Source organism: Tepidimonas sp. HKU78, from assembly GCF_049860815.1.
Lineage (GTDB): Bacteria > Pseudomonadota > Gammaproteobacteria > Burkholderiales > Burkholderiaceae_C > Tepidimonas.
Window position 1 is genome coordinate 981,052 of sequence record NZ_CP187547.1, and the last position, 24,973, is coordinate 1,006,024.

General features: G+C 68.4%; 26 protein-coding genes and 1 tRNA gene. 21 read left to right on the top strand and 6 right to left on the bottom strand.

Annotated features, from left to right (window positions below; all coding sequences use genetic code 11):
* Positions 1 to 25 precede the first annotated feature (25 nt).
* Genes lipA through ACPYIS_RS04795 form a run of 3 tightly spaced genes read right to left on the bottom strand, consistent with a single transcriptional unit; the run spans position 26 to position 1,979 of the window.
* Positions 26 to 1,000: a lipoyl synthase gene (gene lipA / locus ACPYIS_RS04785; protein WP_424859887.1), complete on the bottom strand. Its 975-nt coding sequence runs from the start codon at positions 998 to 1,000 to the stop codon at positions 26 to 28.
* A 41-nt stretch (positions 1,001 to 1,041) separates the two neighbouring features.
* Positions 1,042 to 1,665 (bottom strand): lipoyl(octanoyl) transferase LipB, encoded by a 624-nt coding sequence (gene lipB, locus ACPYIS_RS04790; RefSeq protein WP_299022102.1) that lies wholly within the window; start codon positions 1,663 to 1,665, stop codon positions 1,042 to 1,044.
* 47 nt (positions 1,666 to 1,712) lie between these two features.
* On the bottom strand, positions 1,713 to 1,979 hold the full coding sequence (locus tag ACPYIS_RS04795) for a YbeD family protein (RefSeq protein ID WP_299022059.1): 267 nt from the start codon (positions 1,977 to 1,979) through the stop codon (positions 1,713 to 1,715).
* A 267-nt stretch (positions 1,980 to 2,246) separates the two neighbouring features.
* On the opposite strand from ACPYIS_RS04795, the gene ACPYIS_RS04800 reads away from it, so the two are divergent.
* The 11 genes from ACPYIS_RS04800 (at position 2,247) to ACPYIS_RS04850 (ending at position 11,141) form a co-directional block, all read left to right on the top strand.
* The gene (locus ACPYIS_RS04800) at positions 2,247 to 2,699 is read left to right on the top strand and encodes an ATP synthase subunit I (RefSeq protein WP_299022061.1); all 453 of its coding nucleotides are present in this window, start codon (positions 2,247 to 2,249) and stop codon (positions 2,697 to 2,699) included.
* A gap of 29 nt (positions 2,700 to 2,728) precedes the next feature.
* Positions 2,729 to 3,598, top strand: coding sequence for a F0F1 ATP synthase subunit A (gene atpB / locus ACPYIS_RS04805; RefSeq protein ID WP_299022064.1), 870 nt, complete (start codon positions 2,729 to 2,731; stop codon positions 3,596 to 3,598).
* Between the two features lie 50 nt (positions 3,599 to 3,648).
* Complete coding sequence (gene atpE / locus ACPYIS_RS04810) at positions 3,649 to 3,894, top strand: F0F1 ATP synthase subunit C (RefSeq protein WP_043702567.1); 246 nt, start codon at positions 3,649 to 3,651, stop codon at positions 3,892 to 3,894.
* A 115-nt stretch (positions 3,895 to 4,009) separates the two neighbouring features.
* Positions 4,010 to 4,480, top strand: coding sequence for a F0F1 ATP synthase subunit B (locus ACPYIS_RS04815; protein WP_299022075.1), 471 nt, complete (start codon positions 4,010 to 4,012; stop codon positions 4,478 to 4,480).
* Positions 4,481 to 4,513: 33 nt separating this feature from the next.
* Complete coding sequence (locus ACPYIS_RS04820; protein WP_299022077.1) at positions 4,514 to 5,044, top strand: F0F1 ATP synthase subunit delta; 531 nt, start codon at positions 4,514 to 4,516, stop codon at positions 5,042 to 5,044.
* Positions 5,045 to 5,090: 46 nt separating this feature from the next.
* Positions 5,091 to 6,647 carry a F0F1 ATP synthase subunit alpha gene (gene atpA / locus ACPYIS_RS04825; RefSeq protein ID WP_314226901.1) on the top strand — a complete coding sequence of 519 codons (1,557 nt, stop codon included), beginning with the start codon at positions 5,091 to 5,093 and terminating at the stop codon, positions 6,645 to 6,647.
* Positions 6,648 to 6,685: 38 nt separating this feature from the next.
* Positions 6,686 to 7,558: a F0F1 ATP synthase subunit gamma gene (atpG, locus tag ACPYIS_RS04830; RefSeq protein ID WP_299022082.1), complete on the top strand. Its 873-nt coding sequence runs from the start codon at positions 6,686 to 6,688 to the stop codon at positions 7,556 to 7,558.
* Positions 7,559 to 7,603: 45 nt separating this feature from the next.
* Positions 7,604 to 9,013: a F0F1 ATP synthase subunit beta gene (gene atpD, locus ACPYIS_RS04835; protein ID WP_299022085.1), complete on the top strand. Its 1,410-nt coding sequence runs from the start codon at positions 7,604 to 7,606 to the stop codon at positions 9,011 to 9,013.
* 74 nt (positions 9,014 to 9,087) lie between these two features.
* A complete protein-coding gene (locus ACPYIS_RS04840) occupies positions 9,088 to 9,504 on the top strand; it encodes a F0F1 ATP synthase subunit epsilon (RefSeq protein WP_299022088.1) in 417 nt (138 codons plus the stop codon).
* A gap of 10 nt (positions 9,505 to 9,514) precedes the next feature.
* A complete protein-coding gene (locus tag ACPYIS_RS04845; protein WP_424895010.1) occupies positions 9,515 to 10,519 on the top strand; it encodes a YheT family hydrolase in 1,005 nt (334 codons plus the stop codon).
* A gap of 55 nt (positions 10,520 to 10,574) precedes the next feature.
* Positions 10,575 to 11,141, top strand: a complete 567-nt coding sequence (locus ACPYIS_RS04850; RefSeq protein ID WP_424895009.1) for a DUF2946 family protein — start codon at positions 10,575 to 10,577, stop codon at positions 11,139 to 11,141.
* Here the strand turns inward: ACPYIS_RS04850 and aroQ are convergent.
* Together aroQ and ACPYIS_RS04860 are read right to left on the bottom strand one after the other, a co-directional pair.
* Positions 11,084 to 11,551, bottom strand: coding sequence for a type II 3-dehydroquinate dehydratase (gene aroQ / locus ACPYIS_RS04855; protein WP_424895008.1), 468 nt, complete (start codon positions 11,549 to 11,551; stop codon positions 11,084 to 11,086). The two genes, ACPYIS_RS04850 and aroQ, sit on opposite strands and share 58 nt — an antisense overlap.
* Before the next feature lie 35 nt (positions 11,552 to 11,586).
* The gene (locus ACPYIS_RS04860; RefSeq protein ID WP_424859884.1) at positions 11,587 to 12,096 is read right to left on the bottom strand and encodes a c-type cytochrome; all 510 of its coding nucleotides are present in this window, start codon (positions 12,094 to 12,096) and stop codon (positions 11,587 to 11,589) included.
* Between the two features lie 212 nt (positions 12,097 to 12,308).
* Between ACPYIS_RS04860 and ACPYIS_RS04865 the strand changes: the two genes are divergently transcribed.
* Positions 12,309 to 12,384 (top strand) — tRNA-Arg (locus ACPYIS_RS04865).
* Positions 12,385 to 12,647: 263 nt separating this feature from the next.
* Here the strand turns inward: ACPYIS_RS04865 and ACPYIS_RS04870 are convergent.
* A complete protein-coding gene (locus tag ACPYIS_RS04870; RefSeq protein WP_144326362.1) occupies positions 12,648 to 12,869 on the bottom strand; it encodes a helix-turn-helix domain-containing protein in 222 nt (73 codons plus the stop codon).
* Positions 12,870 to 13,026: 157 nt separating this feature from the next.
* Between ACPYIS_RS04870 and ACPYIS_RS04875 the strand changes: the two genes are divergently transcribed.
* The 9 genes from ACPYIS_RS04875 to ACPYIS_RS04915 all read left to right on the top strand — a co-directional run bounded on the left by ACPYIS_RS04875 (position 13,027) and on the right by ACPYIS_RS04915 (position 24,710).
* Entirely contained in the window at positions 13,027 to 13,263 is a 237-nt protein-coding gene (locus tag ACPYIS_RS04875; RefSeq protein ID WP_144326361.1) for a hypothetical protein, read from the top strand.
* Positions 13,256 to 14,557, top strand: coding sequence for an Arm DNA-binding domain-containing protein (locus tag ACPYIS_RS04880; protein WP_424859883.1), 1,302 nt, complete (start codon positions 13,256 to 13,258; stop codon positions 14,555 to 14,557). The genes ACPYIS_RS04875 and ACPYIS_RS04880 overlap by 8 nt, the downstream gene beginning before the upstream one ends.
* On the top strand, positions 14,544 to 15,533 hold the full coding sequence (locus tag ACPYIS_RS04885) for an HD domain-containing protein (protein WP_424859882.1): 990 nt from the start codon (positions 14,544 to 14,546) through the stop codon (positions 15,531 to 15,533). The genes ACPYIS_RS04880 and ACPYIS_RS04885 overlap by 14 nt, the downstream gene beginning before the upstream one ends.
* Positions 15,534 to 15,619: 86 nt before the next feature.
* Positions 15,620 to 16,249, top strand: a complete 630-nt coding sequence (locus ACPYIS_RS04890; RefSeq protein ID WP_185969597.1) for a hypothetical protein — start codon at positions 15,620 to 15,622, stop codon at positions 16,247 to 16,249.
* The gene (locus tag ACPYIS_RS04895; RefSeq protein ID WP_425973925.1) at positions 16,239 to 19,013 is read left to right on the top strand and encodes a hypothetical protein; all 2,775 of its coding nucleotides are present in this window, start codon (positions 16,239 to 16,241) and stop codon (positions 19,011 to 19,013) included. Before ACPYIS_RS04890 ends, ACPYIS_RS04895 begins: the two co-directional genes overlap by 11 nt.
* Complete coding sequence (locus ACPYIS_RS04900) at positions 19,010 to 22,207, top strand: hypothetical protein (RefSeq protein ID WP_424895006.1); 3,198 nt, start codon at positions 19,010 to 19,012, stop codon at positions 22,205 to 22,207. Before ACPYIS_RS04895 ends, ACPYIS_RS04900 begins: the two co-directional genes overlap by 4 nt.
* Positions 22,208 to 22,735: 528 nt before the next feature.
* A complete protein-coding gene (locus tag ACPYIS_RS04905) occupies positions 22,736 to 23,725 on the top strand; it encodes an IS5 family transposase (protein WP_066708478.1) in 990 nt (329 codons plus the stop codon).
* Positions 23,726 to 24,016: 291 nt separating this feature from the next.
* On the top strand, positions 24,017 to 24,319 hold the full coding sequence (locus ACPYIS_RS04910; protein ID WP_424859879.1) for a type II toxin-antitoxin system HigB family toxin: 303 nt from the start codon (positions 24,017 to 24,019) through the stop codon (positions 24,317 to 24,319).
* A 19-nt stretch (positions 24,320 to 24,338) separates the two neighbouring features.
* Positions 24,339 to 24,710 carry a helix-turn-helix domain-containing protein gene (locus ACPYIS_RS04915; RefSeq protein ID WP_424859878.1) on the top strand — a complete coding sequence of 124 codons (372 nt, stop codon included), beginning with the start codon at positions 24,339 to 24,341 and terminating at the stop codon, positions 24,708 to 24,710.
* The last annotated feature ends 263 nt before the right edge of the window (positions 24,711 to 24,973 follow it).

The window sequence follows — 24,973 nt, forward strand, 5'->3', positions numbered from 1 at the left end:
ACGCCTGCCAGCGCAACGGCCCGGCTCAGGCCACCCCCGCCGCATGCGCCTGCTGGTCGGCGTGGTAGCTGCTGCGCACCAGCGGGCCGACGGCGGCGTGGGTAAAGCCCATCGCCGCTGCTTCTCGTTCGAACATCCGAAACGTCTCCGGGGGCACGTAGCGGCGCACCGGCAGGTGGTGCGTGCTGGGCGCCAGGTATTGCCCGATGGTGAGCATGTCCACGCCGTGGGCGCGCAGATCGCGCATGACCTGCAGGATTTCCTCGTCGGTCTCACCCAAGCCCACCATCAGGCCGCTCTTGGTCGGGATGTGCGGAAAGCGTTCCTTGAACTTGCGCAGCAGGTTCAGGCTGAACGCATAGTCCGACCCCGGGCGTGCTTGCTTGTACAGGCGCGGCACCGTCTCCAGGTTGTGGTTCATCACGTCGGGCGGCGCGGCTTGCAGAATGTCGAGCGCGCGGTCGTCGCGGCCGCGGAAGTCGGGCACCAGGATCTCGATGCGTGTCTGGGGTGAGAGCGCGCGCACGCGCTGGATACACGCCACGAAGTGCCCCGCACCGCCGTCGCGCAGGTCGTCGCGGTCCACGCTGGTGATGACGACATAGCGCAGTTGCAGGGCGGCAATGGTGCGCGCCAGGTTTTCTGGCTCGTCGGGGTCGAGCGGGTCGGGGCGGCCGTGGCCCACGTCGCAAAACGGGCAGCGGCGCGTGCATTTGTCACCCATGATCATGAACGTCGCCGTGCCTTTGCCGAAGCACTCGCCGATGTTGGGGCACGACGCTTCTTCGCACACAGTGACCAGCCGGTTGGCGCGCAGGATGTCTTTGATTTCGTAAAAGCGCGTGCTGGGGCTGCCCGCCTTGACGCGGATCCACTGCGGCTTTTTGAGCGCGGGTGCCGCCTCGACCTTGATCGGGATGCGCATCGTCTTGGCCGCGCTCTTTTGCTTGGCGCTCGGGTCGTAGGCGGTGGCGGTGGGGGTGGCGGTCGGGGTATTCATGGGGCGATTTCGGCAGGCGCGCGGCGCACTCGCTGCCGCATTCAGCAGCGCGGCGCGAGGAGCGCTTGCAGTTGTTGGGCCAGTTCCGCCTGCACGGCGGACACCGACGCGGGCACCCCAATGGTAGCAAGGTCAACCGTGCGCAGGCCCGCGTAACCGCAAGGGTTGATACGGGAAAAGGGGCTCAAGTCCATCGCCACGTTGAGCGCGACGCCGTGGTAGGTGCAGTGGCGGTGCACCTTGATGCCCAGCGCCGCGATCTTGCCCAGACCGGCGAACGGGTCCCCACCTGGTCGGGGGCCGGTCAGGGCGGCGTGCGCAAACGGATCATCCAGCCGCACGTAGATACCCGGAGCGCCCGCCACGCGGTGCCCGGTCACGCCCCACGCGGCGAGGGTGCGGATGACCGCCTCCTCCAGCCGGTGCACGTATTCCTTGACGAAGTAGCCGGCGCGGCGCAGGTCGATCAGCGGGTAGGCCACCACTTGGCCGGGGCCGTGGTAGGTGACCTGGCCGCCGCGGTTGGTGGCCACCACCGGAATGTCGCCCGGGGACAGCAGGTGTTCGCGCTGGGCCGCCAGCCCCAGGGTGAAGACCGGGGGGTGTTCGCACAGCCACAGCTCATCCGGGGTGGTGGGCTGGCGTTGCGCGGTGAACGCCTGCATCGCCTCGTAGGTCGGGGCGTAGGGCACGCACCCGAGTGCGCGCACGATCACAGCACCACCCGCACCATGGGGTGGGTGGTGAGCGTGCGGTAGAGCTCGTCGAGCTGCTCGCGCGAGGTCACGCGCACCACGAGTGTCAGGCCCAGGTAGCGCCCACCGCGGCTTGCGCGCCGTTCGATGGTGGTGGCGTCGAAGTCGGGGTCGAACTGCCGTGCGACGTGCGCCATGGCCTCGGCGAAGCCCTCGGCGTGCGCGCCCATCACCTTGAGCGGGAAGTGGCAGGGGAAATCGAGCAGCGGTTTGGCGTCGTGCATGCGGTGGCGAATCGTTGGTTGGGGTTTGCCTCTATAATAAGGAGCTTTGCCAGCGTGGCCACAAGCCCAGCTGGTGCCGCGTCCGCTGTCAGGCGCACGTCATGCGAAGTGTCGATCATCGCGGGTTTGGCAGTGTCAGCGCAACGTTCCGATTCCTCTTTGGATCCCGAGTCGTCCGCAAGGGTGTCGCCCCGCAAGGCGGGATTGGCTGCGGCTAACGGGTGGGATGAGGTCGAAGATGGGGATGATGCGCTGGATTGCAAGCCCTTGACGCCCGAAGAGGCTCGTGAATGGCGCGCGCGGTACTCCGCGCCGTCGGTGTGGCGGGTGGTAGCGTGGCAGGTCGCGCTGACCGTGTTGGCGGCGGGCGTGGCTGGGGTCGGCGTGTGGGCTGGCATGGGCGGCACGTCGATGGTGGCGTCGGTGGCATACGGCGGGCTGTGTGTCGTGCTGCCGTCCGCGGCCATGGCGTGGGGCATGACATCCAGCGCGCTGACGCGTTGGCTGCAGCGTGCCGCGCCCGGTGTGGCGCGGGCGTCGCTGGCGGGTTGGTTATGGTGGGAAGGGGTCAAGGTGTTGTTGACGCTGGCCATGCTGTGGTCGGCGCCGCGCTGGATCCCGGACCTGAGCTGGCTGGGCCTGGTGGCCGGGCTGGTGGTGGTCCTCAAGTCGTACTGGCTGGCCTGGGCGGTGCGGCCAACGGCGCGAGGGCGGGCGTAAGGTTTGACGAAACTGGAATGGGATGACGAATGGCAGCAGAAGGACATGCACCGACCGCGGGTGAGTACATCCGGCATCACCTGGTTCACCTGACCAACCAGAAGCAAGGCTTCATCGTCGATTTTTCGGTGATCAACATCGACTCGGTGGTGTTTTCCGTGCTAACGGGGCTGCTGGGCGTGTGGCTGTTGTGGTTGGGCGCGCGCCGCGCCACCGCCGGGGTGCCGGGGCGCTTCCAGGCCGCGGTCGAAATCCTCGTCGAGCTCGTCGAGACGCAAGCGAAAGGTGTGATTCACAACGCCGCCAGCCGCAGGGTCATCGCGCCCATGGCGCTGACGGTGTTCGTGTGGATCTTCTTCATGAACGCCATGGACCTGCTGCCGGTGGACTTGCTGCCGGCCATCTGGCACGCCGTGGGCCCGGCGCTGGGCTACCCCGACTACCTGCGCGTGGTGCCCACCGCCGACCTGTCCACCACGCTGGGGCTGTCGGTGTCGGTGTTGTTGATGTGCCTGTACTACAACATCAAGATCAAGGGCCTGGGTGGCTGGGCGCACGAGCTGGTCACCGCGCCGTTTGGCACCAGCAAGAACCCGTTTTGGGCGCTGCTGCTGGGTGTGGTGAACTTCCTGATGCAAATGATCGAGTTCGTGGCGAAGACGGTGTCCCACGGCATGCGGTTGTTTGGCAACATGTTCGCGGGTGAGTTGGTCTTCATGCTGATCGCGCTGCTCGGTGGCTTCGCCGCGCTGTCGTTCACGGGTGGCCTGCTCTTCGTCGGACACCTGATCGCGGGCACGGTGTGGGCCATCTTCCACATCCTCGTGATCACCCTGCAGGCGTTCATCTTCATGATGCTGGCCCTGATTTATCTGGGTCAGGCGCATGATGCGCACTGACGGTTCGTTTTTCCCCTAAACCTTCCTCTCAACCTCCAAAAGGAACCATCATGGAAAACATTCTGGGTCTCGTTGCTCTGGCTTGCGGCATCATCGTCGGTCTGGGTGCCATCGGCGCGTCGATCGGCATCGCCCTGATGGGTGGCAAGTTCCTCGAGTCCTCCGCTCGTCAGCCCGAGCTGATGAACGATCTGCAGACCAAGATGTTCATTCTGGCCGGTCTGATCGACGCGGCCTTCCTGATCGGCGTGGCCATCGCGCTGCTGTTCGCGTTCGCCAACCCGTTCGCGATCTGATCGTTCTGCGGTGAGGAAGGGTGCGCTCGGGCGCGTCAAGCCCCGAGTGCACGCCGATCGAACCCGGCATCAGTCTCTCGCTGCCCACCCCGCACTCCATCCGAAAGGCGTTGCGATGAACATCAATGCAACCCTCTTTGCGCAGGCCATCGTCTTTGCGATCCTGGTGTGGTTCACGATGAAGTTCGTGTGGCCGCCGATCGCCAAGGCGCTGGACGAGCGTGCGCAAAAGATTTCCGAAGGTCTGGCCGCCGCCGAAAAGGCCAAGACCGAGCTCGCCGTGGTCAACAAGCGTGTCGAGGATGCGCTGGTGCAGTCGCGCAACGAAGCCGCGGCCCGTCTGGCCGACGCCGAGCGCCGCGCCCAGGCCACGATCGAAGAAGCCAAGGCGCGCGCGGCCGAAGAAGCCGCCAAGATCATCGCCGCGGCCAAGGCCGAGGCCGAGCAGCAAGCCGTCCAGGCGCGCGAAGCGCTGCGTGAGCAGGTGGCGCTGTTGGCCGTCAAGGGTGCCGAGCAAATCCTGCGGCGCGAGGTCGACGCGGGCGTGCATGCCGAGCTGCTGCAGCGCCTCAAGACCGAACTCTGACCCCCAACGACCCGCGCGTCCGAAGGTTGAACCATGGCCGAACTTGCCACCATTGCACGACCCTACGCCGAAGCGCTGTTCCAGGCCGCTGGCGCGCAGGCGGGCGACGCCTGTGAATGGCTCGATGAACTGGCCGCCATCGCGGCCGAGCCGGCACTCGCGGCCTTTGCCGCCGACCCCAAGGTCCGCCCGGATCAGGTGTTCGACGTCATCACGGGTGTGATGAAGGCGCCGCTGCCGGAGATCGGCCGTCGTTTTCTGCGCACCGTCATCGACAACGACCGTGTCGCGGCGCTGCCCGAGATCGCGCGTCAGTTCCGCGAGCGCGTCAACGCGCAGCGCGGCGTGGCCGATGCCACCGTCGAGAGCGCCTTCCCCATCGATGCGGCGCAGTTGGCCGAGCTGCAAGGCGTGCTCGAGCGGCGGTTTGGCCGCCAGCTGCGGCTGCACGTGCAGCTGCGCCCCGAGCTCATCGGCGGGGTGCGCGTGGTGGTGGGCGATGAAGTCCTCGACACCTCGGTCAAGGCCCGCTTGGAACACATGCGTGTGGCGCTGACGGCCTGACGGCTGGCCCAACGCCTGAAGTCGAACCTCCGAAAAGGAAAGCGTCATGCAACTCAATCCCGCTGAAATCTCCGAACTGATCAAGTCCCGCATCGAAGGGCTGGCCCCGTCGACCGACGTGCGTAACCAGGGCACCGTCGTGTCCGTGACCGATGGCATCGTGCGCATCCACGGCCTGTCGGACGCCATGCAGGGCGAAATGCTCGAGTTTCCCGCCGGCAAGGATGGCCAACCCACCTTTGGCCTGGCGCTGAACCTGGAGCGTGACTCGGTCGGCGCCGTGATCCTGGGCGAATACGAACACATCTCCGAGGGCGACACCGTCAAGTGCACCGGCCGCATTCTGGAAGTGCCGGTGGGCCCCGAGCTGATCGGCCGCGTGGTCGACGCGCTGGGCCGCCCCATCGATGGCAAGGGCCCGATCAACGCCAAGCTGACCGATGTGGTCGAAAAGGTGGCGCCGGGCGTGATCGCGCGCAAGAGCGTGGACCAGCCGGTGCAGACGGGTCTCAAGGCGATCGACTCCATGGTGCCGATCGGCCGCGGCCAGCGTGAGCTGATCATTGGTGACCGCCAGACCGGCAAGACCGCGGTGGCCATTGACACCATCATCAACCAAAAGGGCCAGAACATGGTCTGTATCTACGTCGCCATCGGTCAGAAGGCGTCGTCGATCAAGAGCGTGGTGCGGGCCCTGGAGCAGCACGGGGCGATGGACTACACCATCGTCGTGGCCGCATCCGCGTCCGAGTCGGCCGCGATGCAGTTCCTCGCGCCGTACTCGGGCTGTACGATGGGCGAATACTTCCGTGACCGCGGCCAAGACGCCCTCATCATCTATGACGACCTGTCCAAGCAGGCCGTGGCCTACCGTCAGGTGTCGCTGCTGCTGCGCCGCCCGCCGGGGCGCGAAGCCTACCCGGGCGACATCTTCTACCTGCACAGCCGCCTGCTGGAGCGCGCGGCGCGCGTCAATGCCGAGTACGTCGAGAAGTTCACCAACGGTGAAGTCAAGGGCAAGACCGGGTCGCTGACGGCGCTGCCCATCATCGAGACGCAAGCCGGTGACGTGTCGGCCTTCGTGCCCACCAACGTGATCTCGATCACCGACGGCCAGATCTTCCTCGAGACCAACCTCTTCAACAGCGGCATCCGTCCCGCGATCAACGCCGGTATCTCGGTGTCCCGCGTCGGTGGTGCGGCGCAGACCAAGCTGATCAAGTCGCTCTCGGGCGGTATTCGTACCGACTTGGCGCAGTACCGCGAACTGGCGGCGTTTGCCCAGTTTGCGTCCGACCTGGACGCGGCGACCAAGAAGCAGCTCGACCGCGGCGCGCGCGTGACCGAGCTGCTCAAGCAGCCGCAGTACAGCCCGCTGCCCATCAGCCTGATGGCCGCGTCGCTGTATGCCGCCAACAAGGGCTACCTGGACGACATCGACGTCAAGAAGGTGCTGCCGTTCGAGGCCGGGCTGCACGCGTACCTGAAGGACAAGCACGCGGCGCTGCTGGACAAGCTCGAGACGCAAAAGGCGATGGACAAGGACGCCGAGGCCGAGCTCGACGCCGCTATCCGCGCCTTCAAGCAGACCGGCACCTACTGATTCCGGGCGCAACCGGGAATCCCCCCGAAGGAGCAGCGATGGCAGCAGGCAAGGAAATACGCGGCAAGATCAAATCGGTGGAAAACACCAAGAAGATCACCAAGGCCATGGAGATGGTCGCCGCCTCCAAGATGCGCAAGGCGCAAGAGCGCATGCGCACCGCCCGGCCGTACAGCGAGAAGGTGCGCCAGATCGCGGCCAACCTCAGCCGGGCCAACCCGGAGTACGTGCACCCGTTTATGGTCGAACACCCGGATGCCACCGTCAGTGGCATGATCGTGGTGACGACCGACAAGGGCCTGTGCGGCGGCCTCAACACCAACCTGCTGCGCGCGGTGACCCATCAGTTCCGTGAGCTGCAGTCCAAGGGCCACACGGCCCAGGTGGTGGCGATCGGCAACAAAGGTTTCGGCTTCATGAACCGCATCGGCGCGCCGGTGGTCTCGCACGTCACCGGGCTGGGCGACACGCCGCACCTGGAGCGCCTGATCGGGCCGGTCAAGGTGCTGCTCGACGCCTACGCCCAGGGCAAGCTCAACGCCGTCTATCTGTGCTACACCAAGTTCATCAACACGATGAAGCAGGAGCCGGTGGTGCAGCAGCTGCTGCCCCTGACGGCGGCCGAGTTGGAGCAGGGCGGTGACGCCGCGTACGACTGGGACTACATCTACGAGCCCGACGCGCCCACCGTCATCGACGAGCTGCTCGTGCGCTACGTCGAGTCGCAGGTCTATCAGGCGGTGGCCGAGAACATGGCCTCCGAGCAGTCGGCCCGGATGGTGGCCATGAAGGCCGCCACCGACAACGCCGGCAACCTGATCAGCGAGCTCAAGCTGGTCTACAACAAGACGCGCCAGGCCAGCATCACCAAAGAGCTGTCGGAGATCGTCGCCGGTGCCGCGGCCGTCTGACGCCGTCCGCCCTCTCGTCTTTTCCCTATCGACAAGGTTTCAATCATGGCTCAAGTTCAAGGCAAGATCGTTCAGTGCATCGGCGCCGTGGTGGACGTGGAGTTTCCGCGCGACCAGATGCCCAAGGTCTACGACGCGCTGAAAATGGAAGGCTCGCCGCTGACGCTGGAAGTGCAGCAGCAGCTCGGGGACGGCGTGGTGCGCACCATTGCGCTCGGTTCGTCCGACGGCCTGCGCCGCGGCATGACCGTCTACAACACGGGCGCGCCCATCACCGTGCCGGTGGGTAAGGCAACGCTGGGGCGCATCATGGACGTGCTGGGTCAGCCGATCGACGAGCGCGGCCCCATCGACCAGTCGCTGACCAGCTCCATCCACCGCAAGGCGCCGGCCTACGACGAGCTGTCGCCCTCGACCGAGCTGCTCGAGACCGGCATCAAGGTGATCGACTTGATCTGCCCGTTCGCCAAGGGCGGGAAGGTGGGCCTGTTCGGCGGTGCCGGCGTGGGCAAGACCGTCAACATGATGGAGCTCATCAATAACATCGCCAAGGCGCACTCGGGTCTGTCGGTGTTTGCCGGTGTGGGTGAGCGTACCCGCGAGGGCAACGACTTCTACCACGAGATGATGGAGTCCAAGGTCGTCGTTGCCGACAACCTGAGCGAGTCCAAGGTGGCCATGGTGTACGGCCAGATGAACGAGCCGCCGGGCAACCGCCTGCGCGTGGCGCTGACCGGCCTGACCATCGCCGAGTCGTTCCGCGACGAAGGCCGCGACGTGTTGTTCTTCGTGGACAACATCTACCGCTACACGCTGGCCGGTACCGAAGTGTCCGCGCTGCTGGGCCGTATGCCCTCGGCCGTGGGTTATCAGCCCACGCTGGCCGAAGAAATGGGCAAGCTGCAAGAGCGCATCACCTCGACCAAGGTCGGCTCCATCACCTCGATCCAGGCCGTGTACGTGCCTGCGGACGACCTGACCGACCCGTCGCCCGCCACCACCTTCGCGCACTTGGATGCGACCGTGGTGTTGTCGCGCGACATCGCCGCGCTCGGTATCTACCCCGCGGTGGATCCGCTGGACTCCACCAGCCGTCAAGTCGACCCCAACATCGTGGGCGAAGAGCACTACACCACGACCCGCTCGGTGCAGGCCGTGCTCCAGCGCTACAAGGAACTGCGCGACATCATCGCGATTCTGGGCATGGACGAGCTGTCGCCCGAGGACAAGCTGATCGTGGCGCGCGCGCGCAAGATCCAGCGCTTTCTGTCGCAGCCGTTCCACGTGGCGGAAGTGTTCACGGGTCAGCCTGGCAAATATGTGCCGCTGAAGGAAACCATCCGCGGCTTCAAGATGATCGTCAACGGCGAATGCGACCACCTGCCGGAGCAGGCGTTTTATATGGTCGGCACCATCGACGACGCCTTCGAGAAGGCCAAGAAGCTGGCCGCCTGATCGGCCCCGCCGGGTGCGGTCGTCGCGGCCGAGTCGTCGGCGCGGCGCCCCCCGGTGATTGAACAGGAGTCGAGATGAACACGATACAGGTCGAAGTGGTCAGCGCCGAAGAGTCGATCTTCAGCGGTCCGGCCAAATTCGTCGCGCTGCCCGGCGAAGCGGGCGAGCTGGGCATCCTGCCCGGCCACGTGCCGCTGATCACGCGCATCAAGCCCGGTGCCGTGCGCATCGAGAAGGCCGACGGCGAGGAGGAGTTCGTCTTCGTCGCCGGGGGCATCCTGGAGGTGCAGCCCAAGGTCGTGACCGTGCTGTCCGACACCGCCATTCGTGGCAAGGACCTGGACGAGGCCAAGGCCAACGAGGCGCGCAAGGCGGCCGAAGAGGCGCTCAAAAACGCCAAGAGCGAGGTCGATCTGGCCAAGGCGCAGTCGGAGCTCGCCATCATGGCGGCGCAGATCGCCGCGTTGCGCAAATATCGCCAGAAGCGCTGACGCGCGCGCGATGTGGCCCACCGACTGGCCACGGCCCCCGGTGTGGCAGCACAACGGCCACTGGCAAACGATTGGTGCTGCGCTGTGGGGCCGCGCAGGCGGCTCGACTGCCGTGCGTTGGCGGCGCACGCGCTGGCTCACGCCAGACGGCGACTTCATCGACGTCGATCACGCGGTGCCCCCCGGCGCCGTGGCGCTGGTGGTGTTGTTTCATGGACTGGAGGGTTCGTCCGCGAGCCACTACGCGGGGGCGTTCGCGGCGGTGGCGACGCAGCGCGGCTGGGGCATCGCCGTGCCGCATTTTCGCGGTTGCTCGGGCGAACCGAACTGGGCCCCTCGCGCCTACCATTCTGGGGACTACGAGGAGGTGGGCTGGATGCTGGCCCGTGCCGCCCAGCAGTGGCCGATGCTGCCGCGTGTGGCCGCGGGGGTGTCGCTGGGCGGCAACGCGTTGCTGCGCTGGTTGCAAGAGGCAGGCGAGTCCGCCAAGGCCACGGTGCGCGCCGCCGCGGCGATTTCGGCGCCGCTAGACCTGGCGGCCGCGGGCGCGGCCATCGACCAGGGGTGGAACCGCCTGCTGTACGCGCGCCATTTCTTGCGCACCATGCGACGCAAGGCGCAGGAAAAAGCCGCGCGCTACCCCGGCCTGTTCGACCTGCAGCGCGCCCTGGCGGCGCGCACCTTGCGCGAATTTGACGACGCCTTCACCGCGCCGCTGCACGGCTTTCGGGGCGTGGACGATTACTGGCGCCGCGCCTCCGCCAAGCCGCACCTGCACGCGGTGCGCGTGCCGACCCTGGTGCTCAATGCCCGCAACGATCCCTTCGTACCCGCGGCCAGCCTGCCCACGCCCCAGCAGGTGAGCGCGGACGTGCACCTATGGCAGCCCGCCCGGGGTGGTCACGTCGGCTTTGTCGAACCGATCGCACCCGGCGACTGGCGGGGCGACGTCGCGGCGCTGCCCGCGCAGGTGTTGCCGTGGCTGGCGCGGGCAGCGCAAATACCGCTGGCGTGACACAATCGCGGCGCTGAAGGCTCGGCGTCCGTGCCGGGCAGAAAGAGACGCAGCGATGGACGAGATCGTCAAAGCCGCCATGGCCAAGTGGCCCAACGTGCCGGACTGCTATGGTTGGCTCGGGTTGGACGCGCGTGGGCGTTGGTGGATGCGGGATGAAGCCGCCCAGGCGGCGGGGCCGTTCGCCGGTCCCGGGGCCACACCGGCGAGCCGCGGCGCGGAGCTGCGCCACGAAAAGCTGATTGCCTTCATCGGGCGCAACTACGCTGCGGACGAGCGCGGGTGTTGGTACTTTCAGAACGGCCCGCAGCGAGTGTTCGTCGAGCTCGAACGGGCGCCATGGGTTTGGCGCGTCAGCGCGGATGGGAAAGTCGTCAGCCACACGGGGGTCGAAACCACGGTCGACGACGCGTGGCTCGACGAAGCGGGTTATCTGTATTTGGCTGGGCCGTTGGGGGTCGGGATCGTCCATAGCCAAGACATGCACCTGGCCGCCGACTGGGTGGCAGCAGGTCGTTGGAATCCGCGACCGTGTCACGCCGCAGAGCTACCGGCGCGCTACGGCTACGTGCTCAGCCCCGCCGCCCTACGCCGCGCCAGCGCGTCGAGCGCCAGCAGATAACCGTCGACCCCAAAGCCGATGATGCTGCCCGCCGCGACCGGTGCGATCCAAGAATGGTGCCGGAACGGCTCCCTCGCGTGTACGTTGGACAGGTGGACCTCGATCACGGGCATGGGCGCCACACCCTTGATGGCGTCGTGCAGGGCGATCGAGGTGTGGGTGTAGGCCCCGGGGTTGAACACCACACCGACCGCCTGCCTATCGCGGTAGTGCTGCCCCCACGCGTGCAGGTGATCCAGCAGGACCCCTTCGTGGTTGCTCTGCACGCACTCGACCGCCACGCCCAGCCGTTCGCCATGGGCGCGGCAGCGCGCCTCCAGGTCGGCCAGCGTATCGGCCCCATACACGCTGGGTTCGCGGGCACCTAGCAGGTTCAGATTCGGCCCGTTGAGGACCAGCACGCGCGCCATGGTGAGCTACCTGCGCGAGGGGGCGCGGATGGTGCTTACTTGCCGTTGCCCGCAGGTGCTTCGGGCTCAGGGAAGTTGGCGCCAGCCTCGTTGGCCATGTAGGCCACGGCGCGGGCGATCTCAATGTCGCGGAACGCGCCACCGCCTTGCGCACCCATGGCGCCTTTGCCTTTGAGGGCCGAGTTCACCAGCGTATCGAAGCCTTGCGTGATGCGCGGCGCCCATGCGGCTTTGTCGCCAATTTTCGGTGCGCCGACCAACCCCGCGTCGTGGCAGGCCGCACACTGGGCTTTGTAGACGTCTGCACCGGCCGCCAACGGCCGGTTGGCGTCGCGCAGCTCGACCGTGCCGACTTTTTGTATCCGCTGCGCGGTTGCCAGCTCGGGGTTGACCACGCCGGCCTGCGGCTTGGCGTCGCGGGTGACGTACGACACGAGACCGATGATCAACGCCACCGGGACGACGAACGAGAAAAAGGCCGTCCACCACAGTTGCTTCGGGGTTTTGATCGGGCCAGTGTGGCTGTCGTGCGCATGCTCGCTCATGGTGTCCCTTCTAGGCAGGCGATGAGTAAACCCTTGCATTATATCGGGGTCAACGAGCCCGCGGCGGCCCTGCCCCCGCGGCATGGCCGGCCCTGCTAGAATGTGGCTTTCTTTGTGTGCGGCTGTAGCTCAGTGGATAGAGTGTTGGCCTCCGAAGCCTGTGGTCGTCCAGGCAACGCACGAAAATTTGACGACAGGTCTCAGTGCCCAACGCGGCTGTAGCTCAGTGGATAGAGTGTCGGCCTCCGAAGCCGAAGGTCGTGGGTTCGATCCCCGCCAGCCGCGCCAAATCAAGCACTTATGAGATCCCGGGATGATGTCATGCCCGAGTTTTAGACCATTGATGACGGCTTCGACGCCGATTCTGCCGCCGATCTCATCGGTCGACCGATGGTCATCTCCTCAAAAGCGACCTTGCCATGGCCCATCCGTGGCCCAGCCGTAGCCCATGGCGGCTCGATTCGCTTCCCTTCGTGACCATCGGTCTCGTGGCCCATTGAGACTGTTCCGTCGGCAACCAGCGACGTCCAGCGCGGCGCACGCCGACGAAGTCAATCGGCTTGACTGGCGTTCCCGGGCACGTGCTCGAACAGATCCCCCACGGACACGTTGAACAGGGTGCACAGGCGATCGATGGCATCCAGATCAACGCGGGTCGCTCGCTCGTAGTACAGCAACGTGACGGTGTTTCGGTTTAGGCCCGTCTGACGTGCGACATCACTGATCTTGAGCTTGCGCTCGCCCATCAAGCGCGAGAGATGGCAGCGGATCATGTTTGTCTCTGTAGAAAAGTTTCATGCAGGATAGCACAACGCTGTTGCAAACGCCAAAATCCATGCTATAATGCGATCCAGGATAGCAAAACATCATTCACGATGTCGTTTGGCTATCCTGTGCATGAACCCTGTTTCGTCAAAGGAGGCTTGAACGATGAGTTGTACCTATCTCACGACTGACGAGCTGGCCCGGCGGATCAAGTACGACCCGCGCACGATACGCAACCGGCTCAAAGACAGCGTCTTGCTGGAGGGGCGGCACTACATCCGACCTTTCGGCGGGCGCAAGACGCTCTACATCTGGGAGCACATCGAGGCCGACATGGCCAAGGCGTCACAGAACGATGCCTTCGCGATTCCGCTGCTGGGGGGAGGTGCCATCCATGGCTAGTATCCGCGTCTTGCCCACCAAGGGCACGCTATTCATGGACTTTCGCGTGGGAGGTCGGCGCTATCGGGAATACACCGCACTGCCCGACACCCCCGCCAACCGCCGCCGTCTGCAAAAGGTTCTGGACCGCATCGAGGCCGAGATCGCCGCTGGCACCTTCGACTACGAGCGCATCTTCGGGCGGCCGGCGCCGGCGGCATCGGCCGCGTCCAAGGAGCTGTTGCCACCAGTGCCAGCCAGTGAGCTCGTGCCGGCGGCAGCCCCTGCCGCGTCGGCCGCCGCAGCGTCGGCAACACCGCGCTTTGCCGACTTTGCCGAGCAGTGGTTCGCCGAGGCCAGCGTCGCGTGGCGGCGCAGCTACGTCATCACACAGCGCGGCGTGCTGGATCGATACCTGCTGCCGCACTTCGGAGATCGGGCGGTCGGCAGCATCACCAAGGCCGATGTCCTGGCGTTTCGGGCAACACTCGCCAAAGTACCCGCCCGAGGCCGCCAGGGCACCTTGTCGCACCGACGCATCAACGCGATCATGAAACCGCTGCGCCAGATCCTCAACGAAGCCGCCGACCGATTCGAGTTTACCTCGGCCTTTCGCAACATCAAGCCGCTCAAGATCAAGCGCAGCGACGTCATGCCCTTCACACTGGAGGAGGTGCAGCGCATCTTGCGGGCGGTGCGCCCGGACTGGCGCAACTACTTCGTGGTGCGCTTCTTCACCGGCATGCGCACGGGCGAAGTGCACGGGCTCAAATGGCACCACGTCGACTTCGAGCGTCGCCTCATCCTGGTGCGCGAATCCTTCGTGCTGGGCGAAGACGACGAGCTCAAGACCGACGGCTCCATGCGCGACATCCAGATGAACCAAATGGTCTACGAGGCGCTGGCCGCGCAGCGCCGCGCCAGCCGCGAAGACGCGCTGTACGTGTTTGCCAACCGCGCTGGGCGCCCCATCGACAACAAGAACTTCATGACGCGGGTGTGGTACCCGCTGCTGCGCCACCTCGATTTGGCGCCGCGGCGGCCCTACCAGATGCGCCACACCGCCGCCACGCTGTGGCTGGCCGCCGGCGAGTCGCCCGAGTGGATCGCGCGCCAGCTCGGGCACAGCAGCACCGAGATGCTGTTTCGCATCTACTCGCGCTTCGTGCCCAACCTCACACGGCGCGATGGCTCGGCCTTCGAGCGGTTGCTGTGCCAGCACCTCGGGCCAGTGGGCGTGGTCGGCGCGGGTGCCGCCGCCGTCGCCACCGATGTCGACCATGGTGCCTGGGAGGGCAGCCATGAGCGCGTATGAACCGCCGGCGCTGATGCCGGCGACGGCGTGCCCGGGCGTGGCGCGCCACGTACTGGTGCGGCTGCTGCGCCCGCGCGGCGTGCCCGATGGCGGCCGGCGCCGGCTGCGCGCCGAGGTCTGGGTGCCCGGGCAGGGCACGCGCACCCTGCACTGGAGCCAGCCGCTGCGCGCTGACACCCTCGCGCCGGGACGGCTGGCGCGCGCGGCCGTCGCCGAAGCGGACCTCGCCGCTACCGCGCCCATCGAGGCGCTGCGCGTGTGGCCCGCGGCGCTGGCGGCCGACGTCGATCTGCTGCAGACCGTGCCCGATGCGTGGCTGGGCCCGCAGGCGGCGCACACCCGCGCCGCCTTTGCGCTCCTGTGGCAGCGCCTGAGCGAGCCGATGCGCGCCTGGTTCAACGCCCTGTTTTGGCGCCACCCGCAGCGCCTGTGGGCCTTTGTCCAGGCGCGCGCCTCGCTGCAGCACCACCACGCGCGCGCGCACGGTCTGCTGCAGCACAGCCTGGACTGCGCGCAGCGCGCGCTGCGGCTGGCCGCCGGCGACCCCAGCGTCGACGCCGAGGTGCTGATCATGGCCGCCTTGCTCCACGACCTGGGCAAGGCCGACGAATACCGGTGGGATGCGGCGCAGCGGCGCTGGCGGCTGACGCTGCGCGGCGAGCTGATCGGGCACCGCCTGAGCACCCTGCAGTGGATGACCGAAGCGCTGGCCGAGCTGCCCCTCGCATCGCGGCCGCAGGCGCTGCGCGAGATGGCGGTGCACCACGCCATCCATGCCTGCTGGGCCCCGGACTGGGTCGGGCTGCGCCGACCGCGCACTCCCGAGGCGCTGGTGCTGGGCAGCGTCGATGCCCTTTCCGGCCAAATCGACCTGATCGAGCAGTGTCGCGCCCGCGGCGCGCCGGCAGGACGCTACGTGCCGGCGCTGGGCACGCGGGTCTACTGGGGGCTGGGGGCGTCTGCGACGGCGACCTGAGCGCGCGGGCGGGCAGGGCGCGCCCACGCGCTGCGCCGTTTTGGGTAGCATGCGCGCGTGCGACCTTCCGCTTGCACCGCGCCGCCATGTCCCGTCGCCCCGCCACCGCCGCCTGCCCAACCACTCCCGCCGCGCCCGCCCCTGCCGCGTCAGCGGATACCGCATCGTGCGGCGCACCGCTGCCGTGGATCATCGCGGCTGACCACCCGTGGGCGGTGCAGCTGCAGCTGGCACGGGTGCCACTGGCGGCCATCGTGGCCGACGCCGAGGCGGACCTGCAGGGCGAGCCGGGCGCGGCGATCGTCGACTGGAACGCCTGGACGTTGCCGGCGGTGCAGCTGCTGGCGCTGCTGAGCCCCATCGTCGTGCGGCGCACCCGCGGCGGCCAGTGGCGGCTGCTGGCCGGAGCGCGCACCTGGGCCATGCTGTGGCAATGTCTGGGCCGCGACGCCGAGGTCGTGGTGCTGGTGCTGAGCTGCCCCCGATCCCAGGCACCCGCGGTGCGTGCCTTGCTGGCGGCGCTGGACGCCGTGGGGCAGCGGGCGCTGCACCGCTGGGCTGCGGGCCTCAACGCGCTGCGCGAGCGCTACGAGCGGCTGCCGAGCGCGCCGCTGCCGATGCTGCGTGATGCCCAACTCCAAACCCTGGCACAGGCGCTGGGCTGCACCACCGCGGCGCTGGCCAAAGCCCTGCGGAGTGAGCGCCATGAGCCATGAACCGCCGGCTTGGCGCGCGCTCATCGACGCCGCTGTCGCCGACGGCGCCGACGCTGCGGCGCTGCGCGCGCTGCTGCACGACGTGCGCGCGCACCCCGAACTCATCGGCCATGCCCGCATCTTCGCGTGTATGGCCGCGATCCTGCAGCATGCCCAGCGCGGTGACTTCGGCGCGCTGCCCGCGCTGCCGCCCGAGCGCCTGCGCCAGTGGCTGGAGGGGGCACGCTGGGCCGCCGATTGGACCCGAGCCCACGCCGCCGACCTGCGGCAACACCCGCTGCTGGCGCCGCTGCTGCACGGCGCTGCCGGTGCACGCGGCCACCCGCTCATGCGGCATGGCATCCGCGCCGCACCACTGGTGTCGGCGCTGTGGAACGAACACGAGCGGCCGGGCAGCGCGGCGGCGCCGAGCCTGGCGCGGCTGCAAGGCCACCTGCTGCTGGGCAGCTTGGCGCTGCTGCGCGATCGGCACTCGTCGGCTGCGGCACGCGACGCCCTGCCGAGCGCGACGCTGGCCAACGCGGCGCTGGTGGTGCGCGAGTGCAGCCTGGCCCGTGCCGAGCCCTTGCTCGCAGCCTTGCCGGTGGCGCAGGACACTGCCACCTTCTTGCAGACACTGGCCCGCGCCCGGCGTGAGGCCCTGCTGGCGCTGGCGGCTGCGCACAGCGCCGCGCCCGCGTCTGCGCGGCAGCGCCACCGTTGGGCACTCTATCTGGGCTACCTCATCGCCTGGGCCCAGCGCTGCGTGGGTCGGGTGCGCCCGCGCGCGCGCCGCCGCCGCGGCGGCGGTCGCGGCCCGCGCCAGCCCGTGCACGGCTGGGTCGGCTTGATCGGGCCTGCGATGCGGCGTCAAGCCCCGGAGCTGCTGCCACCGCAAGACGAAGACGAGGAGGCGCTGTGGTGGTACGACGACCTGCCGCGCGACGAGCGCGAGCTCGCCGACGTCATCGGCCAGGAGCAAGCGCTGGGGGCCTCGCCGCTGGAGACGGCCGAGCCGCTGTACGAGCTCCTCGATGCGCGCGCCTGCGGCGCACGCTTGTTTGCCGGCCGCTGGGGGCAGCCGACGCGGCAAAGCGCCGCACAGCGCTTCGGCTGGGACTGGCGCGTGCTCACACCGTGGGAGCTGCAGTGTCTGGGGCGGGCCGTGCGCGCGGCGCTCGACGCTGGCCAGCAGCGCGGCGCCGCCGGTGGTGCGCGCGCGCAGGCCGGCGCGCTCGTACTGGTCGCGCTGCTGCTGGGCCGCAGCCTGGAGCAAGCGCGCACGCTGCGCTGGCGTTGGGTGCACGCGCCCAGCGCCGAAGACGCCCTGGTTGCGGTCCTGCGCCAGGCGCTCATCGATGCGCCCACCCTGCTGTGCTGGGGCCCGCCGGGGCACGAGGCGGCGCCGCCCGAGCCGCTCGGATGCGTGCTGCCGGCGCTGCAGCCACGCTACCGCGTCCCGCTGCCCGAGGCGGTGCAGGCCTGGGGCGAGCCGGTGGCCGCAGCGGTGTTTCTGCCCGGCGCCACCCACTGGTGGGCGCTCGTGCTGCGCGCCAGCGGCGCGCCCGAGCGCGCGCGGCCGCACAGCCACGCCAAGCTGGTGTTCAGCACCCAACCGAGCACGCTCGACGCCCAAGCGCAGGCGCTGCTGCAGGCCATCGGTGAGCCGCGCATCACGCCGCAGCGCATCGCGCAGACGATGCCAGCGATCCTGCTGCACGTCACGGCAGACGCCAGCTGCGTGTGGCTGACGCTGGCGCAGACGCAGCACGCCGGCGAGCCCCGCCTGCACTACACCCAGCACACGCTGGCGCACATCGCCCAGGCCTGGACGCAGGGCTGCGCACGGCTGGCGCCGTGGCTGGCCGCCCTGGGGCCGCCGCAGCCAGCAAACGCACCGCACCCAAGCGCCGTGCTGCCACCCACACCCGCAGCGGCAAAGGCAGAGGCAGAGGCAGCGCCCGCCTGGCCCATCTGGCGCGCGGGGGCGCGCTTCGTGCTGCAAGAAGCGTGGCTGCAGGCGCTCGTGCGCGACACCCAGCGGCGCCTGGCGACCAAGGTGCGCAGCTGGGCGCAGCTGCGCGAGTACCACGAGACCTGGGTGTTCTACACCGTACTGCTGCAGCTGCTGTGCACCGGCATGCGCGCGCAGCGCGACCTGCTCGGGCCGTGGCAGGCCTGGCGGCAGATGATCGACGCGGCCGGCTCGCAACTGTGCGCGCTCAGCGACAAGGCCCCAGCCTGGCACGACCGCACGCGCGTGGTGTGGCTGCCGGCGGCGCTGACGGCGCACTTCGCCCAGCACCGCCGCCACCTGCAGGGGCTGCAGCAGCGCCTGGCCGAGTACGGGGTGCTGTGGCCGCTGGATGAGGCCAACGGGCTGGCCGTCTTCGACGGCGATGCCCAACAGCCCGCCCTCAGCAGTGTCGGCGCCTACTGGATGGGGCAGCAGCTGGCGCGCCGCCTGCACACCGTCTCGGCCGCCGCGACCGCGCCGAGCGCATCCTCAGCCGCGCTCGCGCCCGGTGCCGACGATCTGGTGCCGCCCAACTTCGCGCGTGCGCGGCTGCGCTCGCGGCTGCTCGGTGCTGGCATGCGCGCCGAGGTGATCGACGCCTACCTCGGCCACGCGCGTCAGGGCGAGTGGCCCTGGGGGCCGCTGAGCACCTTCGACTGGCGCGGCGCCCTCGCCGATCTCTGCGTCGCCATCGAGCACGACCTCCAGTCCCTGGGCATCGTGCCCCTGGTCAGTGCCCTGGCCGCACCCACCCGCTCACCGGCATGAAACCCGTGGCCGACATCGAGGCCCTGTGGGCGCGCCTGGCGCACGGTCAAAGCGCGCAGGCCACCGCGTCGCTGGCCGCGCTGCGCGCCGTGCTGCGCGAGCACGCCGACAATCCCCATGCGCAGTGGTTGTGCGAGGGCGTCGGCCCGATGGCCGACGCCAGCAGCGCCAGCGCGCTGTGCGAGGCGCTGGTGCAACACTGTCTGAATCAGCCCGACGCGGCAGCGCCGTCGGCGCGTGCGCGCCACCACGCGGGGCTGCAGCGCGCCGCGCAGTGGCTGCGCTGGGTCTACCAGCTCGTGCGGGCGCTGCGCGCGGCCGCGCGCGCCGCCGTCGTCGAGCCGCCGGCGCCGACACTGCTGCTGGCCGCCGTGCACCCACCCGAGAGCCCCTTCGCCGGGCAGGCGCTGCAGCGGCTGCAGCGCGCCGAGCGCTGGCGTGCTGCCTTGCTCGAGGCCTTGCGCCGGCCCGCATCGGTCTCGAGCGCCCCGCGGTGGCTGGCGGCGATGCTGCTCAGCGCGACCCTGCTCGGCGGCTTGCTTCAGCGGCGCGCCCTGCAGGTGCTGCGCGCGTGCCTGTGCGCGAACGCGGCGCTGCCGCGCACCGGCTTGGGCGTGCCCTACCTCGACATCGAGCACCCCGCGCGCGGCGCGCAGCGCGCGCGACTGCAGCGCTGGCTGTTCGATCCGGTCAGCGCCTGGCTGCTCGAGCACCGCCCGGGTGGTGACATCGTCGCGCCGTCGTCGCTGCCGGCGCAGTGGCGCCGTCTGCTGGGCAGTGCCCACGCGCCGCGCGACCTCGACGACCTCATCGAAGGCGCCAGCGTCCTGTGGCTGCGCTGGGGCACGGCGCTGGACGTGCAGCTCATGCGCGGACACTACCCCACCCACGATATCGAGCCGCGGCTGTGGCAGCAATTGAGCGCGTCGCTGGGGGCTGACGAGCAGCCGCGCGCGGCCGCACGGCTCATCGCGCCTGCCGACGACGAGGAGGACGAGGCCACCGCCGAGGAGGCCCAGCCTTGGGCGGCGGACGCCGCGCTGCTGTACCCGTGGCTGGACGGCCTGTGCACCATCGCCGCTGCCGACGGCCCCTGGCCGACCGAAGAGTCGGCGTGGCAGCAGCGGCTGCAGGCCGCAGGCACCGCGCTGCCCGACACCCAAGCGGTGCTGCTGCGCTGGCTGGCGGCGCTGGCGGTGCGGCGCGCCCAGCAAAGCCCGTCGGTGCAACGGCGCATCGCGCACCAGGTGCACACCCTACTGCCGGCATGGGTGGCGGTGCTCGGCCAGCTGGGCAGCGCCGAAGCAGCCGACGCCGGCGCCGAGCCAGACGGCGGCGATGAGCCGCCGCTGCCCGACCCCACCCAGTGGTCGCACGAGGAGCTCGACAGCGCCGAGCAGCTGCTGCTGGCGTCGGCCAGCGCACGGCGCCAGCGCACGCTGCGCCTTGCCTGGGCGGGGCTGCGCCGCAGTATCGAGCGCACCGTCGCCGGCCGCAGCCGAGCGCGCGAGCGCGTGCCCGACGGCGTCGATGCGCGGCCGCTGCCGGCCGGCGTCTTGATGCGGGCGCTGCAGACCCTGCAGCGTCAAGCGCTGCTGCAGCGCGACCCGCAGAGTCCGCCGGCGTTGTGGGAGATGGCCTGGCTCAGCGCGGTGCTGGCGTTTCGCACCGGCATGCGCCGCGCCGAGATCCTGGGCCTGCGGCTGCTCGACATCTCTCCCGAGCCGGACCTGACGATCGTCGTGCGCCCCACCGCCCAGCGGCGGCTCAAGACCGCGCATGCGCAGCGCATCATCCCCGCTGGCGCGCTGCTGCTGCCCGCCGAGCGCCAGCGCTTGCTGGCCTGGGTGCACCAGCGCTGGGCCCAGATTGGCGCCGATCCCCGCGCTGCGTTCGCACCCGCTCGGGCGCAAGTGCCGCTGTTCGACCTCGACCTCGGCCGCACCCGCGCCTCGGCCGAGCGCACCGCCGAGCGAATCATCGAGGCGCTGGCCGACGCTCTTGCCGGCGCGCACATCCACCACTTGCGCCACGCCTTCGCCACCTGGACCTACCTGGCCTTGCGCGCCGTGGAGCTGCCGCCCATCATCGATGTCTTCGCTGGCGACCCCGACACGCAAGCCCTGCTGCGCCGCGGCGCCGAGCTGCACCGCGCCTTGCTCGGGGGACCATCGGGCAGCGCGCGCCAAGCGGCCTTCGCCGTGGCGCGGCTGCTCGGACACACCTCGCCGCTGGTGTCGCTCGAGCACTACATCCACGCCCAGGCCATCGTCACCTGGGCGCTGGCGGTGCGCGAGTGCGAGCGCTTGGCGCAGCTCGGCGACCGCGACGGCGTGGCGCAGCGGGCGCTGCGGGCGTGCGCTGTCACCAGCGCCCCCGCTGCGACCGAGGCCGCCGGCAGTGTGGCGGCCGCACCCGCATCGATCGGGTCGGCTGCTGCCGCCGTGCCCGCGCACTGGCCCTTGCCCGGCGCCTACGCCGTGCTCGGCCAGTTGCAGGCGACCCAGGGCGATGCCGTCGCTTGCGTGGATCGCGTGCGCGCGCACCTGCCCGCTTTGGAGCTGAGCGAGCCGCAGGCCCACGCACTGCTGCAGCGCGCCGCCGAACTGGCGCACTGCCTCAGACGTGACGACGATCCTGCCTTCCGCTGGCCCACCGGCGTGCGCCGCGCTTGGGTGCGCGACGGGCCGCACGGCCCCTACCTCGCGCTGCCGAGCCTGCGCGCGCCGGCTTGGCTGCAGCAGTGGCAGCGGCGCTGGCCGCGTAATGCCGACATCCGCGCTCTGGCGCTGCCCGCCTTGCGCATTCATCTGCTGCGCACCACTCCGCGCCGGCGCGACGTCGCTTTCTGGGGGGCGGAGCAAGCAAGCGCCCTGCAGACCTATGTTCGGCTGCTGGTGGGGCTGGGCCTGCACGACGATGGGCTGCGCGTGGTGCTGCGCCGCGCCGATGGCAGCACCGACTTGCCGCCCTGGGTGCACGGGGCCGTGCCCGAGCCCGCGCTGCGCCAAGTGCTGCAGCGGCTGCCGCGCGTCGGCCTCGCGGTCAAGGATGCGGGCCGCGCCGGTGCCTTTGCGCGCTGGCTGGGGCTGGAGTGGAGCGCGGGCCGCAACGCCCGGCCCGACACGCTGACCACCGCATTGATCTTGCTCGGGCTGCTCAGCGCGGGCGAGGCGCCGCTGGCGTGGTCGTGAATGCGCCTGTCATGTGCTGGCGCTCGTGTTCAATATGGTTCACGCTGTCGTTTTGCGCTGCGCCCGCACCAGCGTTGCGCGAGCGGCAACGGGTCCAGATAACCTCGGGTCGAACGTGCGCCCGTAGTGATCGCAACAGGCTTCGACACGGATGAGAACTTTCGTGGAGAGGGGGATCGCCTCGCGTTCCGCAGGCGGCTCGCCGGTAGCCGCCCGCTGTCGGACTGGGGCCAGTTGCTGGCCGCAGCCCGTGCCAGTCGCGGCACCTTCGTCGGCTCGCATCGGGGGCTGGGCCTCAATTCGCCGGGGAACCGTCGAGCAGCGCGTGAAAGCTTGGTGCTGCGAGCGTCGCTTGCTATTTCGCTACTGCGGGTTCCTGAGCAAGTCTGCGTGCGTCAGCGGAGTTGGTCGTCGAGGGTAGGAAGAGCGAGGCGGAACACGGAACCGAACCCGCGTCCGAGTATGCGGTTCTTTAGGGAAGGTCTGCAAAACCTTCCTGCCAGACTGCCGGGATGGGACAATAGCGACATGAAGCAGATGAGTCTGGAGGCGCCGATGTATACGGGCTTTGAGCTGCGCGCCAAGCGCACCCGCAAGCGTGCGTTTTTGGAGCAGATGGACCGTGTGGTGCCGTGGGCAGAGTTGGTCGCACTCATCGAGCCGTATGCGCCGAAGGCGGGTCCCAAGGGTGGGCGGCCACCCTTTGCGGTAGAGAAGCTGCTGAGGATTCATTTTTTGCAGCAGTGGTTTGGTCTGTCGGACCCGGCGGTGGAGGAAGCCTTGTACGACACGCCGCTGCTGGCGAGCTTTGTTGGTCTGGACCTGGGGGTGGATGTCGTGCCGGATGAGAGCACCATCCTGCGCTTTCGCCACCTGCTGGAGCAACACGGCCTGAGCCAGCGTATCCTCGAGACGGTCAATCGCATCCTGACCGAGCGTGGCCTCATGCTCAAGAGCGGCACCATCGTGGATGCCACGCTCATTGCTGCTCCCAGCTCGACCAAGAACGCCCGCCGTGAGCGCGACCCTGAGATGCACCAGACGAAGAAGGGCAACCAGTGGTACTTCGGCATGAAAGCGCACGTTGGGGTCGACGCCGAGACAGGGCTGGTACACACGGTGGTGGCCACCGCTGCCAACGTCTCGGATGTGACGCAGGCGCATCGGCTCTTGCACGGGCAAGAGACCGACGTCTTTGCCGATGCGGGCTATCAGGGAGTGGACAAGCGAGCGGAAAACCAGGGCAAGCAAGTCGCTTGGCACGTGGCCATGCGGCCGGGCAAGCGCCGGGCATTGGACAAGCGCACTTTTCTTGGCCAGGTGATGGATGCCTTGGAACGCACCAAGGCGCGCATTCGTGCCAAGGGTGAGCATCCGTTTCGGGTACTCAAATGCCAGTTTGGCTACCGCAAGACGCCCTATCGAGGCTTGGCCAAGAACGGCGCGCAGCTCAACGTCCTGTTTGCGCTGGTCAATCTGTGGCTGGCGCGCAAAGCCTTGCTGGCTGCGACGGGATAAGTGCGCCCGCAGTGGGCTCACTGGGGCCGGATGAGGCTGCAGAGGGCCCACGAAGGGGCTTGCTGGAGCCCAAGAACCGTTCAGCATCTGTTTCGATCCCATCCTACGAAACGATATTGACCCTGAACTCGTCGCCACGAACGAGTGGGCGGGGTAGTGCAGAGGTTCCTTAGCAAAGCACTGATCTGGAGGGCGCTCGCCTCTATCAAATGGCCGGTTTGCATCGTGAAAACTCCAGGCCCGGTCGGTGCAGGGTTGCGATAGTCCCAAAATGGGACTACACTGCGACTCATGCGCGTGATTGCCGTGTCCACTCTTCGAGCCTTCTGGGAGCGCCATCCCGACGCTGAGCAGCCGCTGAAGGCTTGGTATGAGGAGGCAACGAATGCGACCTGGACCCAGCCCGCCGACATCAAGGCGCAGTACCGCAGCGCCAGCGTGCTGAAGAACCGTCGCGTGGTCTTCAATATCAAAGGCAATGACTACCGGCTGATCGTGGCCGTTGCGTACAAGTTGCAGATCGTCTACGTGAAGTTCGTCGGCACCCACAAGGAGTACGACGCGGTGGACGCCGAAACCATTGATGCGGCCTGACCGGCCACGGAGGAAAAACATGGACATCCGCCCCATCCGCACCGAAGCAGACTACAAGGCCACGCTCAAAGAGATTTCGGCCTTGATGGAGTCCGACCCCGATCTGGGTACGCCAGAGGGTGATCGCCTGGACATCCTGGCCACGCTGGTGCAAGCCTACGAGGCCAAGCACGTACCCATCACCGCGCCCGATCCGGTGGAAGCCATCAAATTCCGGATGGATCAGAGCGGCCTGTCCGTCAAAGACCTTGAGCCGATCATCGGCAAAAGCAACCGCGTCTACGAAGTCCTGAGCCGCAAGCGCCCGCTGACTCTGGCCATGATCCGCAGGCTGCACAAGAGCCTGGGCATCCCGGCCGACGTGCTGATTGCGGAGACGGCCGCAGGGTGATCATCGAACACGGAACTTGGCTTCCACGTTGAACAGCGTTGTCATGGGGCACCTGTTTTGGAGAAGAAGATGCACTACCCCGTGATGACCGAAAGGCAACTTGCCTTCCGCTGGAAGATCAGCCTGAAAACCCTGCGGCGCTGGCGCCTCCGCACCGCCCGTTCACGCACCTCGGGTGCGTACCTCGTCAATTTGTTGCTCATGGCTCCATCCTCTCAAGGTTTGGAGCCTCCGGGAAAGGCGGGGCGATTCAGTGGAGAAGA